The organism is Streptomyces changchenzhani, assembly GCF_039766235.1.
Lineage (GTDB): Bacteria > Actinomycetota > Actinomycetes > Streptomycetales > Streptomycetaceae > Streptomyces.
Genome location: NZ_JBDHNH010000007.1, coordinates 275581 through 292037 on the forward strand (window position 1 = coordinate 275581; position 16457 = coordinate 292037).

Annotated in this window: 11 protein-coding genes; 5 read left to right on the forward strand and 6 right to left on the reverse strand. The window is 67.2% G+C overall.

Annotated features, from left to right (window positions below; translation table 11 throughout):
* Positions 1-177: 177 nt before the first annotated feature.
* The gene (locus ABCR94_RS23035) at positions 178-1743 is read left to right on the forward strand and encodes an NnrS multi-domain protein (RefSeq protein ID WP_347121749.1); all 1566 of its coding nucleotides are present in this window, start codon (positions 178-180) and stop codon (positions 1741-1743) included.
* A gap of 172 nt (positions 1744-1915) precedes the next feature.
* Here ABCR94_RS23035 and ABCR94_RS23040 read toward each other — a convergent pair whose 3' ends face one another.
* Positions 1916-3898 (reverse strand): N-6 DNA methylase, encoded by a 1983-nt coding sequence (locus tag ABCR94_RS23040; RefSeq protein ID WP_347121751.1) that lies wholly within the window; start codon positions 3896-3898, stop codon positions 1916-1918.
* The gene (locus tag ABCR94_RS23045; protein ID WP_347121752.1) at positions 3877-4272 is read right to left on the reverse strand and encodes a hypothetical protein; all 396 of its coding nucleotides are present in this window, start codon (positions 4270-4272) and stop codon (positions 3877-3879) included. The genes ABCR94_RS23040 and ABCR94_RS23045 overlap by 22 nt, the downstream gene beginning before the upstream one ends.
* 116 nt (positions 4273-4388) lie before the next feature.
* Here ABCR94_RS23045 and ABCR94_RS23050 point away from each other — a divergent pair, with 116 nt between their 5' ends.
* Together ABCR94_RS23050 and ABCR94_RS23055 are read left to right on the forward strand one after the other, a co-directional pair.
* Positions 4389-4661, forward strand: a complete 273-nt coding sequence (locus ABCR94_RS23050) for a type II toxin-antitoxin system Phd/YefM family antitoxin (RefSeq protein ID WP_347121753.1) — start codon at positions 4389-4391, stop codon at positions 4659-4661.
* Positions 4654-5106: a PIN domain-containing protein gene (locus ABCR94_RS23055; RefSeq protein WP_347121754.1), complete on the forward strand. Its 453-nt coding sequence runs from the start codon at positions 4654-4656 to the stop codon at positions 5104-5106. Before ABCR94_RS23050 ends, ABCR94_RS23055 begins: the two co-directional genes overlap by 8 nt.
* Before the next feature lie 216 nt (positions 5107-5322).
* On the opposite strand, the gene ABCR94_RS23060 is transcribed toward ABCR94_RS23055, so the two are convergent.
* Positions 5323-5802: an ATP-binding protein gene (locus ABCR94_RS23060; RefSeq protein WP_347121756.1), complete on the reverse strand. Its 480-nt coding sequence runs from the start codon at positions 5800-5802 to the stop codon at positions 5323-5325.
* A 163-nt stretch (positions 5803-5965) separates the two neighbouring features.
* Between ABCR94_RS23060 and ABCR94_RS23065 the strand changes: the two genes are divergently transcribed.
* Positions 5966-6796 (forward strand): helix-turn-helix domain-containing protein, encoded by an 831-nt coding sequence (locus tag ABCR94_RS23065; RefSeq protein WP_347121757.1) that lies wholly within the window; start codon positions 5966-5968, stop codon positions 6794-6796.
* Positions 6793-7050, forward strand: coding sequence for a DUF397 domain-containing protein (locus tag ABCR94_RS23070; protein ID WP_347121758.1), 258 nt, complete (start codon positions 6793-6795; stop codon positions 7048-7050). Before ABCR94_RS23065 ends, ABCR94_RS23070 begins: the two co-directional genes overlap by 4 nt.
* A gap of 80 nt (positions 7051-7130) precedes the next feature.
* Here the strand turns inward: ABCR94_RS23070 and ABCR94_RS23075 are convergent, their stop codons facing one another.
* From ABCR94_RS23075 to ABCR94_RS23085, 3 genes are all read right to left on the reverse strand, one after another.
* On the reverse strand, positions 7131-12221 hold the full coding sequence (locus ABCR94_RS23075) for a class I SAM-dependent DNA methyltransferase (RefSeq protein ID WP_347121759.1): 5091 nt from the start codon (positions 12219-12221) through the stop codon (positions 7131-7133).
* 13 nt (positions 12222-12234) lie between these two features.
* Positions 12235-15045: a DEAD/DEAH box helicase gene (locus ABCR94_RS23080; RefSeq protein WP_347121761.1), complete on the reverse strand. Its 2811-nt coding sequence runs from the start codon at positions 15043-15045 to the stop codon at positions 12235-12237.
* Between the two features lie 129 nt (positions 15046-15174).
* Positions 15175-16326 carry a serine/threonine-protein kinase gene (locus ABCR94_RS23085; RefSeq protein ID WP_347121762.1) on the reverse strand — a complete coding sequence of 384 codons (1152 nt, stop codon included), beginning with the start codon at positions 16324-16326 and terminating at the stop codon, positions 15175-15177.
* Positions 16327-16457 lie beyond the last annotated feature (131 nt).

A 16457-nucleotide genomic window follows, 5' to 3' on the forward strand; every position in this document is an offset into this window, starting at 1 on the left:
GGCCGATATGTGTGCTGGCCGAAACTGTGAGCTCTCGGGCTCGCCCGACCGCGGTTCGGCTCTCTTGCGCACACGCGCGTGGAGGTCTCGTAGAGTCTCCAGAACTGTTACGAGTCTTCGGGGGATCATGGAGCCGGAACGGGGATGTGCATGCGGGGTGTTCGGTACGACCAAAGGGTGCTTGCGCTGGTCGAAGTGCGGGGCGAGCAGCGGGATCAGGACCAGGCTGAGCAGGAATTCGAGCGTCGTGGCTGGCCGGTCGTCACCTCGTTCCCCCGAGGCGAAGGCGCATCGGCGGGCGTGCTGAGTGCTGACCCCGTTTCAAGGTTGTACTGCGTGGAAGTACGGCTGTTCGGCGCGCGCAACCGCAGGACTGGGCGTGCGGCTGTTTGGCGTGTGCAGCGCCTGGCGAAGGCATCGCGGCTGGAGATGTACGTAAGGCGCTGCGATGTGATGGACCGCGACCGGGAGCAGTTGACCGAGTGGCAGGCTCACACCATCGCTTACCGCCCACCGCTTCGTCCTGTGCCAAGACCCATGACGATCTCCGCGAGATTGCGCCGCCGATGGATGATGGCGCGAGCGCGATACACCGAGAGGCGAGGACACCACGACGCAGGCTCGCTCGTAACCGGCACCGCATCGGAGGCCAGGAGACTCGCCCGTATATCCATGCCGGAGGGTGCCCCGGGCCGGACGGACATCGACGTTCGTGCGCTTCACGGGCGGGAACGCAGCTGGATCGTGCCTCGCCGTGAAGAAGCTGGTAGACGACGTGTGTATCGCTTCACGGCTTGGCTGCTGGCGATGGCATTCTGTGCTGTTCTCGCCCACCACCACACGGGGTTCCGCCGCTGGCTGTGGGTGGCGGTCGCAGCTGCATGCTTCGCTGTCGGTCTGCGTATCGGTAGCAGAATGTTCGAGTCCGGTGGTCGTGCCCTCAGTGTCCTTGTCAGCTGTGCGGCAGCGGTCTTCTTCCTCGGTGCGGCATTCGGCTGGTTCTCATCCAACGCTCAGGTCTTGAGCCCGGAGCAAACGGTGCTGCTCGGGGCTGTCACCCTCACGGTTGTCGGGATCCGGCTCCTGGTACGGCAGTGGACGTGGGGCGAGTGGCTGGCCTGGGCGGCCCCGCTGGCATTCACCATGCTGGTCTCCTTCGCCGTCGCGTCCGGATCAGTCCTGCACGCGCTGTACGCGGACGGGCTCGGCCTCACGCCGGAAGATCTGGACGTACCGGGTATCTGGCAGGCCTTGTCCGCGGTCAAGGTGCTGGGATTCCTGAGTCTGGCGCTGTTCGTGCCGGCCGTCTGGGGCATCGTCAAGCATGTCCATGCCCCTTTCGCGCGCCCCGGGGAGCACCTCAGCGTTCCGCTGTATGTGCTGGTGCAGGCCATCGTGATCGTCCAGGTCGCCGGCCTGGCGGCAGATTCTGCAGGTCATGCGGTGAACGCTGTGAAGGCAGCGGCGGATCGGGGAGAACAGCCACCGCCGTACTTCGGCGTCGAGCCCGAGTGGACCTGTGTCGAGCCGACCGTCCCGTTGGCGCGGCTGAACATTCAGGGTGGCGAGCTCCGCGCGGAGCGCCCGTATCTCTCCTTCGGGGTGGCCGGGGGCATGGTCAGCCTGTGGAACCCCGACACCGGTGAGCCGCTCAAACTTCCGTCCGGACAAGTGCGGCTCCTGCCTGCGCAGGACAGTGGCGCTGCCTGTCGGGTTCCCCCCGGGGAGCGGGCGGACACATAGCGTCGTGAACGGTGTGACGTCTCATGGCTTTCGCTGCGGCGGTCTTGTTCTCGACGAGGGCGTACGCCTTTCTCGTGTCGGTGCAGGTGGCGCCGATTCGTCGGGCAGGGGGCCCAGGGGCTGGACGGGCGGGGCTTCCAACCCATCCACGGTCCCCATGCCCGGCAGCATGTCAACGGCTGTGGCGGGAGGGCGCGGGGAAGCGGCGCGGGCGGGGGCTTCGAGGATGCCGCGCCGAGTCAGTTCCGCGACGTTGACCAGTGGTCCTGAGACCACAGCGGCCAGCAGCTCTGCCTGCGTCGGCTCCATCTCGGTGAGGTGCCGGAGGACGCTGAGGACCTCGACGAGTTCGATGCTCCACTCCGCGCGCCATCGTCCGCTGTGCATTCCGTCCAGCGGGCTGCCGGTGCGGCCGGTCGGTCGGCTGCTGCGGGCCGCCAGCCAGTTGACGGGTCGACCGCCAGCCGGCTCCGCCGACGGCCAGTTCACGCAGCTGTTGGAGCTTTTCCTCGCGACTGCCCTGCAGGGCGGCGTAGTGGACCGGCGCTGCCTGGCGCGAGTCCTGGTCGCGGTGGCGTACAAAGATCGCAATCGCGAGTTCACGTTGCACCCCCGGGAAGAAGCGACTTGCAATGGGGGGCTGCTTTCCCTCCGGGGAAAGGTCGATGATCCAGCCCTCGGTGCATGTGCTCCGCAGGTACTCGCGCATTCCCTGGAAGGCGGGGCCACGGAGAAAGCCTGCGGTGGAGATGAAGCCCACCACGCCCTGCTGGTGGTCGGGGGAGTGCTGCTCGAAGACCTTGTGCGTGGCCCAGCGCCAGAAGTAGACGTAGCGGTTCTTGAGCTTGTTCTCGTGCCTGCCGTTCTTGCCGCCGAGACGGAAGCGGTCGAGGAGAGGCGGGCCATGGCCCACCGCCCCCAACTCAATCCATCCGCCCTCCCCTTGGGCACGTTCGCGGTCGGGCGGGTTTCCGATGACCACGGTCAGCCGCTCTTCGCGCTTGATCTCGTTCGCGGCCTCGGCGTCCTCCCGGAGCGGCGCCATCGCGGCGCCTCCCATGCCGAAGAGCGCGGACGGTCGCCAGGGGTCGGCCAGAGTATCGGTGAGGTGGAGCCGCAGATCTCGCAGACCGATGTCCGCGTCTTGCGCACGGAGTGTTTGCGCGATGCGCATTTGGGCCACCGCGTAGGCGGCCATCTGCTTCTCGAATCCGATGAGCCGACGAGAGAGCTCCTCCACGGCTTCGGCGCGGAAGCCGAGGTTCCCGCCCGACGAGCGGCGCTTCGCCACGAGATCGATGATCGAGCTGAGGAAGGTACCGGTACCCATGGCCGGGTCGATGATGGCGACGCGTGAATCAGCAAAGCCATCGCGGCAGTTGAGTGATTTCCGCAGTACCTCGTCCACGAGTCGCACCATCTCGTCGACGAGAGGCGCCGGTGTGTAGTACGTCCCTGAAGCCTTCCTGAGGTCGGGGTCGTATTCCTGCAGGAAGTGCTCGTAGAGGTGGACGTGGGCCTCAGGTTCCCGGCTGAGTACGGCCGGCCAGTCGACCGCACCGATGACGCGGACCATCATGTCGAGGCTGTTCCTGAACTCCTTCCCGACATGGTCGGTGAGGATTTGAAGTGCCCTGCCCATGACGGTGTGATCGGCACCGAGCATGTCACCGATCTCGTGCAGGCTGTGATCGGTCAGGGCAATACCCTCGGCGCGGGCCAGGAGCAGGGCGAAGGTGACGGTTTGAGCGTACCGATCGGCGAATGCCATATGCGGATCGCGGTCATCGGTCTTGGGAAAGAGAACGAGTTCCCAAGTCTCGGCCAGTTCCGTGAACGGACGTTCCCGACGCCGGTCTGCCTGCCCTCGTTTCTCGTCCTGGAGACGGTCCCGCACTTCTGCGCGCAGCAGTCTGCACAGCGGCGCTACCGAGCCGACCAATTGGGCTACGGTCCGCAGTGGCTCCGGTTGCCATATCAGGAACTCCCGTAACAGTCGTTCGAATGCCGCACCCGCAGCGCCGGGTGCGCGTAATCGGCGCCCTGCCCGGTAGAGGTCCCCCTCCATATGTACCGCTTCGCCGTGCTGTTGCCCGAGGCGGTACAGAATCCAGGTCTGACCATTGGTGTAGATCAGATTGGGAAGCCTCGACATGCCCTCCCACTGCTTGCGGTCGTTCCCGCGCAGGCTCCTGGGTTGATGTTCAGCTTCTCCGGGCTCTTCAGCTCGATGTAGCCGACGATGTGCTGCTTGTCCCGTCCCACTCTGGCCGCGAGGTCGGGGCGGATTCCGAGGTCGGGGCGCCTGGCCTCGGGGTGGAGATGGAGTTCGAGCCCGAAGTGCGTGGCAGCCGCCGACAGCAGATTCTCCACCGGTCTGCGGATGGCTGCCTCGTCCTCGGCGACCTCACCCAGGATCTGATGGCACTCGGTTCCGCATCTGGCGACGATCTGCTCGATCCACACGCCGGCCGTCATGTCCCGCTCGCCCCCCAGCAGTTCACCGGACACTCCGGGTATCCGGGGCATTCACGGTAGGTACTTGCGGACGGTCCGTCGAGGGGGCGTACGGGGAGGACGGCGACCGGCATCCGGGCTGATCAGCTCACCTCGCACGGGTGTAGAACGAGTAGTACAATTCGGCTATGGGTAGAAACGCGGAGGTTCCGCTCAGAGAGCTCAATCAGCAGACCTCAAGGGTCATGGCCCGGGTAGAGGCCGGCGAGACCGTGACCATCACCAGGGATGGCGTGCCGATAGGGGACATCGTTCCCCGGGGAGTGAGCGGCGGACGGCCCGCGTATCCGTTCCGGACCGACCCAATGGGCCCCTTGGAGCTTCCCGATCTGGGCGGGCCGGTTCTGAGTGATGACGAGATCGGCGGGACTCTGCGGGGAATGGGCTCGGCGGATGACTGAGATCCCGGTGGCCATCGCGGACACCAATGCCCTGTATCGATTGTTCACCCCCAAGGACCCGCGTCACGCTGCGCACAGGGAGTGCCTTGCCGGAGTTGGGCACCTCGTCGTTTCGTCCATGGTCCTCACTGAACTCGACTACCTCATCACTGAGCGGGTTGGAGCGAAGGCGTCGATGAACGCTCTCGACTTCATCGCACGCCAGGTAGAAGCCCGGCGCTTCGAAATCCCCGATGTGGCGCCTCATTTGCGCGGCGCCATGGCGGTGATGCGGGGATACGAAGACGCTGCCGGCGGGAAGGGAGTGGGGCTGGCCGACGCCATGAATGTGGTGCTTGCCGCGGCTTTTCAGACCGCGGAAATGTTCACCACCGACCGTCACTTCCGCATGATGCGTCCGCTCACCGCGCACAGCGCGTTCCGGCTGCTGCCTGACGACCTCTGAGGGGTGGGCCGCCCTCCTTGCGACACACCGTGAGGGCTTGCCGGAAGGGGCTCCGACAGCCCCGGCCAGGGCGGCTACCTGGTGGACCAGGTCCGGAACTCGACAACGAAGTCCGCGTGGTGGGTGTTGTTGCCGCGAGGGATGGCAGTGACGAATCCGTGCTCGACCGCCCTGTGTATGACCAGCGGCCGTCTGATTCCCGGTACGGGTTGCTGGTCATGTTCCGCCCATGGTCGGCCTGGTGCGGGTGGTCAGGACGCACTCGGCCCAGACGGTCTTGCCGGGGGCGGCGGTGCGCGGGGTGACGCCCCAGCGGGTGGCGAGAGAGGCGACGAGGAGGAGGCCGCGTCCGGAGGTGGCGTCGGCGGGGGTGGGGACGAGGAGGGGCTGCTTCTCGGCGCGGGAGTCGGTGACTTCGATACGGAGAGTGGCGGCGGTCTCCGTGAGGCGCAGGTGGAAGTCGCGGCCGGGCACGTGGCCATGGCGGACGGCGTTGGAGGTGAGCTCGGCGGTGATGAGGGTGAGGGCGTCGTTGGCGTCGGAGCCGTAGGGGTGGCCCCACTCGTGGAGACGGTGCGAGATGAGGCGGCGGGCGAGTCGTGCGCCGCGTGAGGTTGATGTGAACCGCATATCGAACTCATGTGTGCGGGCGCGGTGTTGGGGTTCGTCCATGGGGTGGGGAGTTGCTGACTTCATGGGGTAAACGGTGCCGCTGCGTGAGTAACGTTGACTAGGAGTGACGCCCTGACGGGCGTTGAGTGTGTGCGGTTGGGGTGCGGGTGTGTGAGGTGCGGGGCGTGACCGGGGAGGGTACCGGGGCGTTCGCTTGGGTTGGGGTTGGATACGGGAGGTGCGAGGCGTGGACGAGCAGTCGCCGGGAGCAGAGCATGAGGTCGGGTCGGGCATCCTGGTGGTGTTCGGGCGGCAGTTGAAGGGGTTCCGGGTGTGGGCGCAGTTGGAGCGGCCGGAGTTCGGGAAGCTGACCGGGTACTCGGCCTCGACCATCGCGGCGTTCGAGCAGGGGGTACGGATCCCGCCGCCGAAGTTCATCGACAAGGCGGATGAGGTACTGGGGGCGCGGGGCATCCTGCGGGAGATGAAGGAGGAGGTTGCGCGGGCGCAGTACCCGGCGTTCTTCCGAGACGCGGCGAAGTTGGAAGCGTCGGCGGCTGCTCTGCATGTGTATGCCACCCACGCGGTGCCGGGCCTCTTGCAGACGGAAGAGTACGCGAGGGCTGTCTTCGCGATGCAGCGCCCGTTGCTTGACGACGCGGTCATCGAACAGCGCTTGGCCGCACGCCTGGCCCGCCAGGAGATCTACGCGCGTCGGCCCTCACCCCTCATGAGCTTCGTGATCGAGGAGGCAGTGCTGCTTCGGCCGATCGGTGGAGAGCCCGTAATCCGTGGCCAGTTGGAGCAGATCCTGCTCTTTGGGCAGAAACGCAATGTCGAGATCCAAGTGATGCCGATCAAGCGATCGGACCACGCAGCATTGGGCGGGCCGTTCAACTTGATCGACACACCGGGAGGGCAGAGGATCGCCTACACCGAGGTGCAGGACGACAGCCGCCTGTATACGGGGCAGCCGAAGGTCCGGGAGCTTGAGGCTCGTTATGGGATTCTTCGGTCGCAGGCGCTCAACCCGAGTGAGTCGCTGGTTCGCATCGAGAAGTTGCTGGGAGAAACATGAGTAGTGAGTCTGAACTGTCCTGGTTCAAGAGCAGTTACAGCAGCGGCGGCGGCGGTGAATGTGTCGAGGTTGCTGCCACGTGGTTCAAGAGCAGCTACAGCGCTGGCAATGGCGGTGAGTGCGTCGAAGTGGCGACCTGCCTCAGCACCGTGCACGTTCGTGACTCAAAGGTCATCGCCGGGCCGATGCTCACGCTGGGAGCGCGGGCGTGGGGGGAGTTCGTCGGGTTCGCGGCGGGGCCTCATATGGCGTAGCGATGTAGGTGATACGGCGTGGGGCGGCTCCCGGTGGTTTCGGGAGCCGCCCCACGCCGTGGTCGGGGGTGCGGAGGGCGTCAGTCCTCCGTTACGGCGACGGGTGCGGCCGGGGTGGGCGGGGTCCAGCGGCCGGCGGCGATCTCGGCTTCGAGGCGGGCGGTGAAGTGGGCGTGGGCGGCGCGCATTTCGGTCTCGCGGTCGGCCTTGTAGAAGGGGGAGGTGTAGCCCTCGGGGGGTGGTGTGGTTGCGGGACTGGTCAGGTGATCGAGGAGGGTGAGGTAGTCCTCCTTGGTCTGTCCGTGGCCGTAGGTGTTGAAGTCGCCCGCGATCTTGCGGCCGTTGGCGTCGAAGTAGGTGGCCGACTCGTAGTCGTACAGCTGCGGGTAGCGGGACTTGAAGATGGCGACTAGTTGGTCGGCAGTGATACCGAGCCAGACGGAGACCAGCGCGTCGAGCTCGACGAGCGCGGCGCGGCGCTCGTGCTCTGTGCGGAGCGGGGTGGTGTATTCCCAGGTCGGTCTGAGGCTGGCCGCGAGGGATTTCAGGTGGGGCCAGTGGGGGTTGGCCCAGTTCTCGTAGCCCGCCCAGCTGGGGTCGAATAGCTCTGCCCAGAGGGGGGCGTAGTGGGTGGTGAGGGCGTTCAGGCGGAGGGCGCGGAGGAGGAGGGCTGGGGCGAGCGGGTGCTTCGGATCGGGGGCGGGCATTTTGCGGGCCTCGCTGCCCAGGAGGTGCGAACGGCTGGTGATACGGAGCAGATAGTCGAGGGGTAGCGCCGCCCAGAATCCAGAGTTCAAGGCTGTCAAGCGCTCATCTGCCAAGGCCGTTGAGTTCACGGTAATTACGTGAGCGGGGCCGGGCGGGAGGAGTGCTGCCTGCAAGCTGCGACTCGTATCGAAGGGAATCATGACTCGCCAGGCCAGCCTGAAGTACGCCGTATACGGCTTCTCGAGCCAGGAGTCCTGGGCTGCTAGGTACGTGGCTTTGTCAGTGGCCCGCACATAGTTGGTCACGGGAACGTGCGCCTCAGAAAGGTCCATCGGTGTGAGCAAGTCCCAGTCCCTGTTGCTCCGGCAGGGGATTCTCGGCTCCTTCGAGAACGGGAGTGCTGATGCAAAGTGCGGCCCTTGGAGAATGACATCCGAGAGCTCGGGGACGCCCTGGTTCGCCCAGCGGATCAGCCCGTCCTTCTTGGCGTGGGTTTCGTCGTATCCCCTTGTGATCATCGGGTGGTAGTCGGCCAGGCTGGTGTCGTAAGCGGCCAAAGCCTCAATCGCTCCCTGCTCGCCGACGAGGACCGGATACAGCAGAGGGGTCTGTGCCACTCCGCCTGTTGAGCCCGTCAGGGCTTGCCAACTGGCCAGCAGTGCCGTGTCCGCCCGCACCACGCGCTCCCTGTGCGGGCGGATGTCCCAAGAGCCGTTGTGCTTGATACCGGGCGTCGCACCTCGTCCGTCATGGGTCAGCGAGTCGGGCAGGACCTCGGCGTCGCGGAGCTCGCTGAGGTGCAGAAAGTCTGGATTCTGTGACGTTCCGTAGATGTGCATTCCGAATTCCTGGGCACGGGAAAGGTCTTCGAACGCCCAGTTCGCCGAGTTGACGAAATGCGCGTGCACCCGCAGGTGTCGGTACGCAGCGGCTCGGATCGTGCCCTCACGTAGACCGCCGAAGTGCGTGTCCGGATGGATCAGGCCCGCGCTGCCGTGCAGCGCGATGTGCTGCCACACCTGCGCCATGAAGGCGCGGTAGAGGTCGCCCTGGGTCCCCACGAGCAGTGGATACATGGCCGGGCTGCCCAGCGCGGCAACGAACCCCGCATGGACCGCCAACTCACCAAGGAAATAGTCTTGACTGTTCGTGTCAGCGCCCAGCACTTCGTCCTTGCGCAGCCGCCACTCCGCCGCCCCCGGCTTCTCCGCCAGCACGAACCAAGGTTCCGACTCCGCCAGAACCAGGTCCTCCTGCCACCGAGGCCGCACCCACGGCGGATTACCCACCTGCAAGTCGTACCCACCCCGCCCAAACACCTGGGCGTACTCCAACTCCCAGTGGAAGAACCCCTGCTGGCCCGCGATGTCCTTCGCCTGCGCCGCCCACGGGAACCGGCTCTCCAGCCAGTAGCTCCGATCCATCCCCATGTAGTCCGGCAGCGCGTCCTCGTACGGTGTGAGTTCCGTCAGGGACTCGAACTCTCCGACCAGCGACTCCGTCGGAACATCGTGCGCACCCAGCAGCGACTCCGCGAAGTCCAGCCAGTCGTCCAGGTTCGCCAGGGCGATGACCGCTCGGCGCTGCTCGGTGATTGCTTCCTTGCGGCGGCCCGTGCGGCGCTTGCTCACCGAGTCGCGGGTCAGCGAGCCCGCCTTCGTTTCGCCGCCGAAGAGGTCGTCGGACTCCCAGGCCATCAGTACGCCGTCGCCCTCCTCCGGGGCAGAGGCGAGTGCGGTCTCGTACACCGCCGACTGCTCGGCGAGCTCCGCCGCGTGCTGGTAGCGCGGGTGCGTACCGTCCAGCAGGGCCGCCTCCTGGACCGGCCAGAACCAGAGCGCGCACCATGCGTCCATCAGCGTCTTCAGTCGCCAGTACGGGGTGTCGACCTGCTCCAGGTCGGCGAGGACTTCCTCGCGCTGGACGGCCTCCAACGGCTGCCGCAGCCAGTCCGGTTCCGCGCCCCACACGTCGATGCGGCGTGAGATGTCCCGTTCGGAGATTTCGAGGCGGCGTACGACCAGCTGCCACAGGTACTCCGCGCGGCGGGCCAGGCCCTGGAGCCGGGCGGTCTGTCTGGGGCTGGGGCTGCGAGTGATCGCCTTGCGCCAGGCCGCCAGCGCCTTCGCCTCCGCCGGGGCCAGCGCCTTCGCTTCCTTCTCGGCCGCTACCGCCCCCCACTCCTTCGCCGGGAGCAGGAAGTGGTGGACCGACCCCTCCGGGAGGCCGTTCGCCGCCTCCGTCAGCGGGAAGCGTTTCGGCGTCGTACCCAGCCAGGCCGCCTTTGCCAGCTTCTCCGCCGGGTAGATCTCGCGGCGCCCGCCGATCAACGAGTTGCCCCGCCGCAGGTGCAGCCCGAACCACGGCGCCTCCATGCCCGGGTGCATGGTGTTCAGCCACAGCGAAACTTCGGCCAGCTCCACCGCCGTCGAGTTGAGGTCGACGCCGTAGGAGTTGTGCAGGGCGATGTATGCCTTGGCCTTCTGGTACTCGATCGGATAAGCCTCGGTGTCGATCGCGACACCCGTCTCGTCCTGTCGGCGCCGCAGATACTCGGCCGCGACCTGGTTGATCGCCTCGTTCAAGAACGCGCCCGAGCCGAGGGCCGGCTCGCAGATTTTCCAGTCCAGCATTTCCCGGGCGGGGGTGACCGTGTCGTCCTGGTCCAGGCGGTGTTGCAGGGCCAGTTGGACCGTGACCTTGGTCAGGGACTCCGGGGTGTAGTACGACGCCGACGTCTGGCGGTCGCGGCCCGACAGGCGGTAGACGAACGCACCCGGGCGATAGCGGACCCGTACATCGTCGCCGGTGTCCTCGTCGCGGTGGTGGACGAAGACCTTGTCCTCGTACTCCCCGATCTTGGAGGCCGGGACCAGCCACGAACCGTCCTTCGGGTCGCCGTTCTTCGCGACCTCGTACAGTTCTTCGTCCGCGATGGAGCCCGAGTACGACATCAGGCCCTCGTACACCGCGCCCAGCTGGTTGATGCCGAGCTGCGCGTATGAGATGAAGCCGCCGCGCTCGCCCTTCCTGCCCTTGGTGAGCATCAGCAGACGCAACACCTTGTAGAGGGTGGCGTTGCGCAGACGCGTGTCCAGGTAGCGGGGAGCGTCAGAGGCGTCCTCGTCATGACGGGGGTCGCGGACCGACTCCTTGCCGATGAGGCGGATGGATTCCGGCTCGAAGAGCTTCGAGTGGAGGGGTTCGAAGCGGAGGCCGATGTCCTCCGAGACGTCCGAGACCTCGGAAACAGCGGCGGCCGCGGACGCGCCGTGCGTTCGGCGCGGGCGGTAACCCTCCTGGACTTTCCCGAAGAGCAGGTCCAGGGACTCGTAGAGATACATTCCCTCGCGGGACTTCTCGCCCACCAGGTCCCGTTCCGCGACCAGCTCACCGAGGCGGCCCAGGCCGTACCCCTGGTGGTACTCCGGGTAGTCGGACGGGAGGATGCCCAGCTCCGGGCGGGCTTCCGCGTACAGCAGGAACAGGATGCGGTACAGGTAACGCAAGGACTCGCGCGTCAACTGCTCTGCCAGGTCCGGGAGTTCCCTGACATCGGTCAGTTGGACGCCCGACGCGCGGATGCGCTCCAGGACCTCGTTCGCGATCAGCTCGATCGACAGGCGCAGCCCGTCCCGCAGGTCCGACGACACCCCCACCGCGTGCTTCGTGGACTTGTCGACCAGGCCGGCCAGCGGGTTCTCGCCGCCCTCCTCCGGCGTACGAAGGGAGTCCGCGCCGAAGAGTGCCGCCAGGGTGTCGAGCTCCTGGCCGTCCTTGGTGTTGTTGCGCTCCAGCGCCGCGTCCAGGGAGGCTGCAAGGTACCGGCCCTCGCCCCATGCCGCGCGGTCCGCCAGCACGATGACGCCACCGGTCAGGAGGAGTACGTAGCGCGGCGCGTCCTGCGTCGCGAACAGGAACGAGGCCAGTTTGGAGCCGGTGAGCAGCGTGTTCTGGGCGTCGAGGCGGACCGGGTGGAGCAGACGGCCCGGGCCCTCGGGGTCCAGGGCCGCGTCCGGTTCGGCGGCCCAGCCGCAGTCCAGGGCCACCAGGCCCGGCTCGGCGTGGGCGACCTGGACCTCGTACGTGTGGTCCGCGCGTTCCACCGTCAGAGTCCGGGGCTTGGCGTCGTAGCCCAGGGCGCGCAGTGCGGAGGCGTTCAGACCGGCAGCCGCCTCGCGCCACGCCGGGGAGTCGTACGCCATGGCGTCGTCGAGAGCCGCTTCCGCGAAGAACGCCCGCGACTTGAAGTACTCGCGGCGCAGCACGCGCAGGCCCAGGCGCGGGGTGACGGGGAGGGCGTCCTCGGGCCGCTCCTCCTCGCGGGCGGCGGCCTCACGAGCGGCCTCCTCGCGGTCCTTCCAGGTGGCCAGAAGCCCGGACTTGAGGTCCTTGGGGAAGACCTCGGCCAGGTAGTGCGCGGAGAAGTAGTCACCGCGGTTGACCAGGGAGTCGTACGTCATGGTCGTGAATCTCCTAGACGCGGGCGGCGGCAGAATTGAGGACGGCCAGGACCCGGAGCATGGGGCGGCCCGTGGTCAGCAGGGAGTCGGCGAGGTCGGCGAGCTTCGCCCTGGTCTGCTCACCGGCGAGCGTCGGCTGTTCCCACTGGCTCAGGCGCTGCTTGTACTGCTCGATGGGTTCGATGAGGGCCTTGTCCCAGTCGGCGCTGCGCTCGGACAGGAACGTCTCCGCTGCCTCCAGGGCGGCCGGAATGCCGGCCTGCAGGCTGTTCAGGTTGTGGCGCCGCAAGGGGTTGGCCATCGTCGGGCCGACGCCTGCCCGGCGCAGTATGGCGACCATGTCGTCCGTGGCCTTGTCGCCTGTCACCGCCATCCACTTGACGACTGTCGGGCGGCCGACCGCGTTCGAGTAGATGCCCTGGATGAGATACGTCGGCGCCGGGACGTCGGCGGTGATGACCGGGGCCTCCTGGCGGCCGAGCCGTACGAGCACCTTGTCGGTCAGCCACTCCACCACCGGGTGGAGGTCGGTGAGCAGCGAGATCTCCGGCCAGCTGGACGTGGAGGACTCCCGGGCCCGTACGAGGGAGAGGTTGGCCAGCTTGCGGTTGAGGGTCACCAGCAGCCGCTCGCCGAGCCGTTGTTCGCGCCGGTAGTCCGGCGGCAGGGCCTTCATGCGGTGGATCAGATCCGGCGGGGGCTTGAAGGAGATGAGGCCTGTCTTGGTGTCGTGGTCCATGTCCAGCTGCTTCTGCGCGTCCGGGTAGACCTCCCGTACCGCCTCGTCGACGAACTCACGCGTGCCGGTGAAGAGGCGCGGTACGTCCGCCGCCGCCGTCGACTCCGCGGCTGCCTCTTCGCCGACCGAGCCGAAGAAATCCGCCAGGAAGTCGTCCGTGCCGCCCGCCTCCTCGGCGGTCTGCTGCAAGGACTCATCGACGGTACGGCCCCTCAGCAAGTCCTGGATCAGGGACTTCTCTTCGGCCTCGGCGCGGTAAAGGCCGGACACGGCCTCCGCGGTGCCCAGGTTGCGGTGGGCCTCGTCCTCACGCTCCAGCAGCCGCTCCGCGACCGTGCGGTCGTCCTTCGCGCCCTCGGCCCCGCTTGTGAGGATCAAGGCGCGGAACTGCGGGGGGTGAGCCTGCCCGTAACGGTCAATACGGCCATTTCGCTGCTCGATACGGATCAGCGACCACGGCACGTCGTAGTGGACGAGCTGGTGGCACTGGCGGTGCAGGTTGACGCCCTCGGACGCCACGTCGCCCGTGAACAACATGCGTACGGGAGCGTCCGCGAGGCCGAAGTCCTCTACGCACTGCATCTGCTGCTCGTCCGAGAGGCCGCCGTGCATGACGCGTGCGGCCTCCTGGAGCGCCTTGCCCTTGAAACCGAGGGCGACGGGGACGGCGGCACGCAGCCACTCCAGGGTCTGGACGCGCTCCGAGAAGACGACGACCCGCGTCTCGCTGCGCGGGCCGACCCCGATCGCCTTCAACTGGTGTACCAGTGCGGCGAACTTGGCCGATTCGGATTCGGACATGTCCGCCGTCAGTTCCCTGAGGCGGTGCAGGGCGGCGAGCTCGGCGGCCGTGGCGGTCGGCGCGTCCTTCTTCGTCAGGGTCTTGATGCGCGCTTCGACGGTCGCCTTGAGTGCGACATGCGAGGAGAGGAAGGATTTCAGCAGCGTGTAGGGGAAGAGCGGCACATCGCTCACCGACTTGCCCTCACCCGGCAGCCACACCTGCGCCAGTTCCTCGAAGACCTTCTCCTCGGCCGGTGTCGCCGCACAGTGCACCGACTCGGACGGGCCGCGGTCCGCCCACTGGCCCTTCATCTGGTCGCGGACCTCGGGGCTGACCTTCGTGCGGCGGATGAAGAGGTGCTCGATGTCCTTCGCCTCGTACCGCTCGGGATCGCGGATCGCTGCCGGGTCGAGCAGTGCGATGAGCTCGGCGAAGGACCGGGCGTTGCCGTTGTGCGGGGTCGCGCTGGCCAGGATGAGGGCGTCGGTGCGCGGGGCGAGGAGCTGGGCGAGCTGGTTGCGGAGCGAGCCGCGGTTGATGAGGTTGTGGGACTCGTCGATGACGACCGCGTCCCAGGCGATGCGCTCCAGGTGGTGCTTGTACTGGTCGGTGTTCTTGAGGGTGTCGATGGAGACGATGACCCGCTTGAAGTACGTGAAGGGGTTGCGGCCCGCCGGGATCTCGCGCTGCACCTTTTCGATGCCCGCCGAGTCGAGGCGGATCAGCGGGATCGCGAATCGGGTCCACAGCTCGTGCTGGAACTGCTCCAGTACATGCTGTGGGGTGACGACGAGGATGCGCTCGCCGCGGCCTCGGCGGATCAACTCGGCCAGCGTCAGGCCGATTTCCAGCGTCTTGCCCAGCCCGACGACATCGGCGATCAGCATGCGCGGGCGGAGATTCTTGCCGGAGAGTGCGAGCTGGGCCGGGCGCTGTTGATAGGGAAGGGGGTCGAGCAGGAAGCTGTCGGCCAGGGCCAGGCCGCGCTCTGACTGCGGGAGCGGCGTCTTGCGCAGGACGGCTTCCAGGAAGAGGCGGCTGCGACGGAAGTTCGGGGAGTCGTCGTCGATCAGTGTTGTCTTGCGGGGATCCATCAGCTCGACATCGTCCAGCTCGGTGAAGAAGACCGACTCCTGGTCGCGAACGAACTCGGAGATGCCGACCACCTCGATGCGGTCGCCGTCGTCCGTGGTGCGGGTGACGTTCTTGACCAGCCACTCCTCGTCGCGTACGACGATCTGCGCACCCGGCGGGTACGTGGACTCCTGCGCGAACTGCTGCGCCGGCTGCTGGTCGGTCACCCGATGTACCTCCTGCTGACTACTGAAAATGGATCAATGGATCAATGGATCAATGGGTCGCTGTGGATAATTTTGGCAGGGTTTGCCCTGGTCGAGAGGTAGTCGAGAGGTAAAGGTCCCGGGGGCGGGTTAGAAGGGTGCGCTCTGTGCGTACGCCTCACGCAGCTGCCCCGCAACCCTGCGCGCGGCGGCGGAGCGGATGGCGGGCCTAGGGGCGGCGGGCCTGGGCGTGGCGTCCCGTACGGGCAGCGCCGGTGCTGGGGCGTGCTCCTTCACCGTGGGGGTGTACGTGTACGTGGCCGTGGCCGGGAGTGGGGCGGTGGGCGCCTCGGAGGCGGCGGGCTTCGGAACGACCACGGTGGGGGCGAGTGGCGCGGGGCCGGGGGCCGGCGGGGCAGCATCCTCGGCGGCGATGAGGCGCGTCAGGCGTCGCCGGGCTTGGGCGACCGCGAGACCGTGGCCCTTGATGATCGCGACGCACTGTTGGACCACGCCGGCCAGTGTGGGGCGGTCCGCGGCCGACTGCGCCAGCATCGCTGCCAGCAGCGGCAGCAACTCATCCGGGGCACCGGAGAGATCGGGCTGCGTATCCGGGTCGGTGATCCCGTGGAAGACGGCGTGGATGCTGTCGGCCGGGTACGGATAGTGGTTGGTCGCGGCGTACAGCAGCACCGCGCCGAGCGCGTAGACGTCCACGGCGGGGGAGAGAGGTTTGACGCCGGTTGCCTGCTCCGGGGACATACAGGCAGGGGTGCCGACCACCATGTTCGGGGCGGTCAGTGAGGCACTCGACTCCGCGAAGACCGCGAGCCCGAAATCGATGATCTTCGGCCCATTGGGGCCGAGCAGGATGTTCGCCGGCTTGAGGTCCCTGTGCAACAGCCCTTGCTTGTGCACACCGGACAATGCCTCGGCGAGCGTCGCACCCAGGGATGCGGTGAGTTCGGCAGAAAGTGTGCCGTGCATGTCGACCTGGCGTCGCAGTTCCGGTCCTTCGACGTACTCGGTGGCGAGCCAGGGCCGCTCCGCCTCTGTGTCAGCGTCCATGAACGCGGCTATCCGAGGGCCCCACACCGTTTTGAGAACCTCGATCTCTTGCGCGAATCGCTGGCGGGTCTCGGAGTCCACCACCGACGGCTTGATCACCTTGACTGCTGCGGCCTCACCGGCGGGGGACTCGCCGAGGTAGACCTGGCCCATCCCGCCGTGCCCGATCCGGCCGGTCAACCGGAACCCGCCGAGCTCGGTCGGGTCCTCTGGACTCAGCGGCGTAGCGTTCACTTGGCTCCTGGCTCTGGGGCTGGTCGGTGGCCGTGCACTCGCCTCCAAGGCTATCGATGCCGCTGTCCCCCTGTGGTCGCACTGGCGACAGGGCCCGGCCCCCCTCGCCCTCGCCCGATTCCAGCGGTTGC

Bases quoted from the DNA above. Each gene is read 5' to 3' on its own strand.
- ABCR94_RS23075 (WP_347121759.1), bottom strand. From the start codon at position 12,221: ATGACGTACGACTCCCTGGTCAACCGCGGTGACTACTTCTCCGCGCAC.
- ABCR94_RS23040 (WP_347121751.1), bottom strand. From the start codon at position 3,898: ATGTCGAGGCTTCCCAATCTGATCTACACCAATGGTCAGACCTGGATT.
- ABCR94_RS23045 (WP_347121752.1), bottom strand. From the start codon at position 4,272: ATGCCCCGGATACCCGGAGTGTCCGGTGAACTGCTGGGGGGCGAGCGG.
- ABCR94_RS23070 (WP_347121758.1), top strand. From the start codon at position 6,793: ATGAGTAGTGAGTCTGAACTGTCCTGGTTCAAGAGCAGTTACAGCAGC.
- ABCR94_RS23050 (WP_347121753.1), top strand. From the start codon at position 4,389: ATGGGTAGAAACGCGGAGGTTCCGCTCAGAGAGCTCAATCAGCAGACC.
- ABCR94_RS23055 (WP_347121754.1), top strand. From the start codon at position 4,654: ATGACTGAGATCCCGGTGGCCATCGCGGACACCAATGCCCTGTATCGA.
- ABCR94_RS23060 (WP_347121756.1), bottom strand. From the start codon at position 5,802: ATGAAGTCAGCAACTCCCCACCCCATGGACGAACCCCAACACCGCGCC.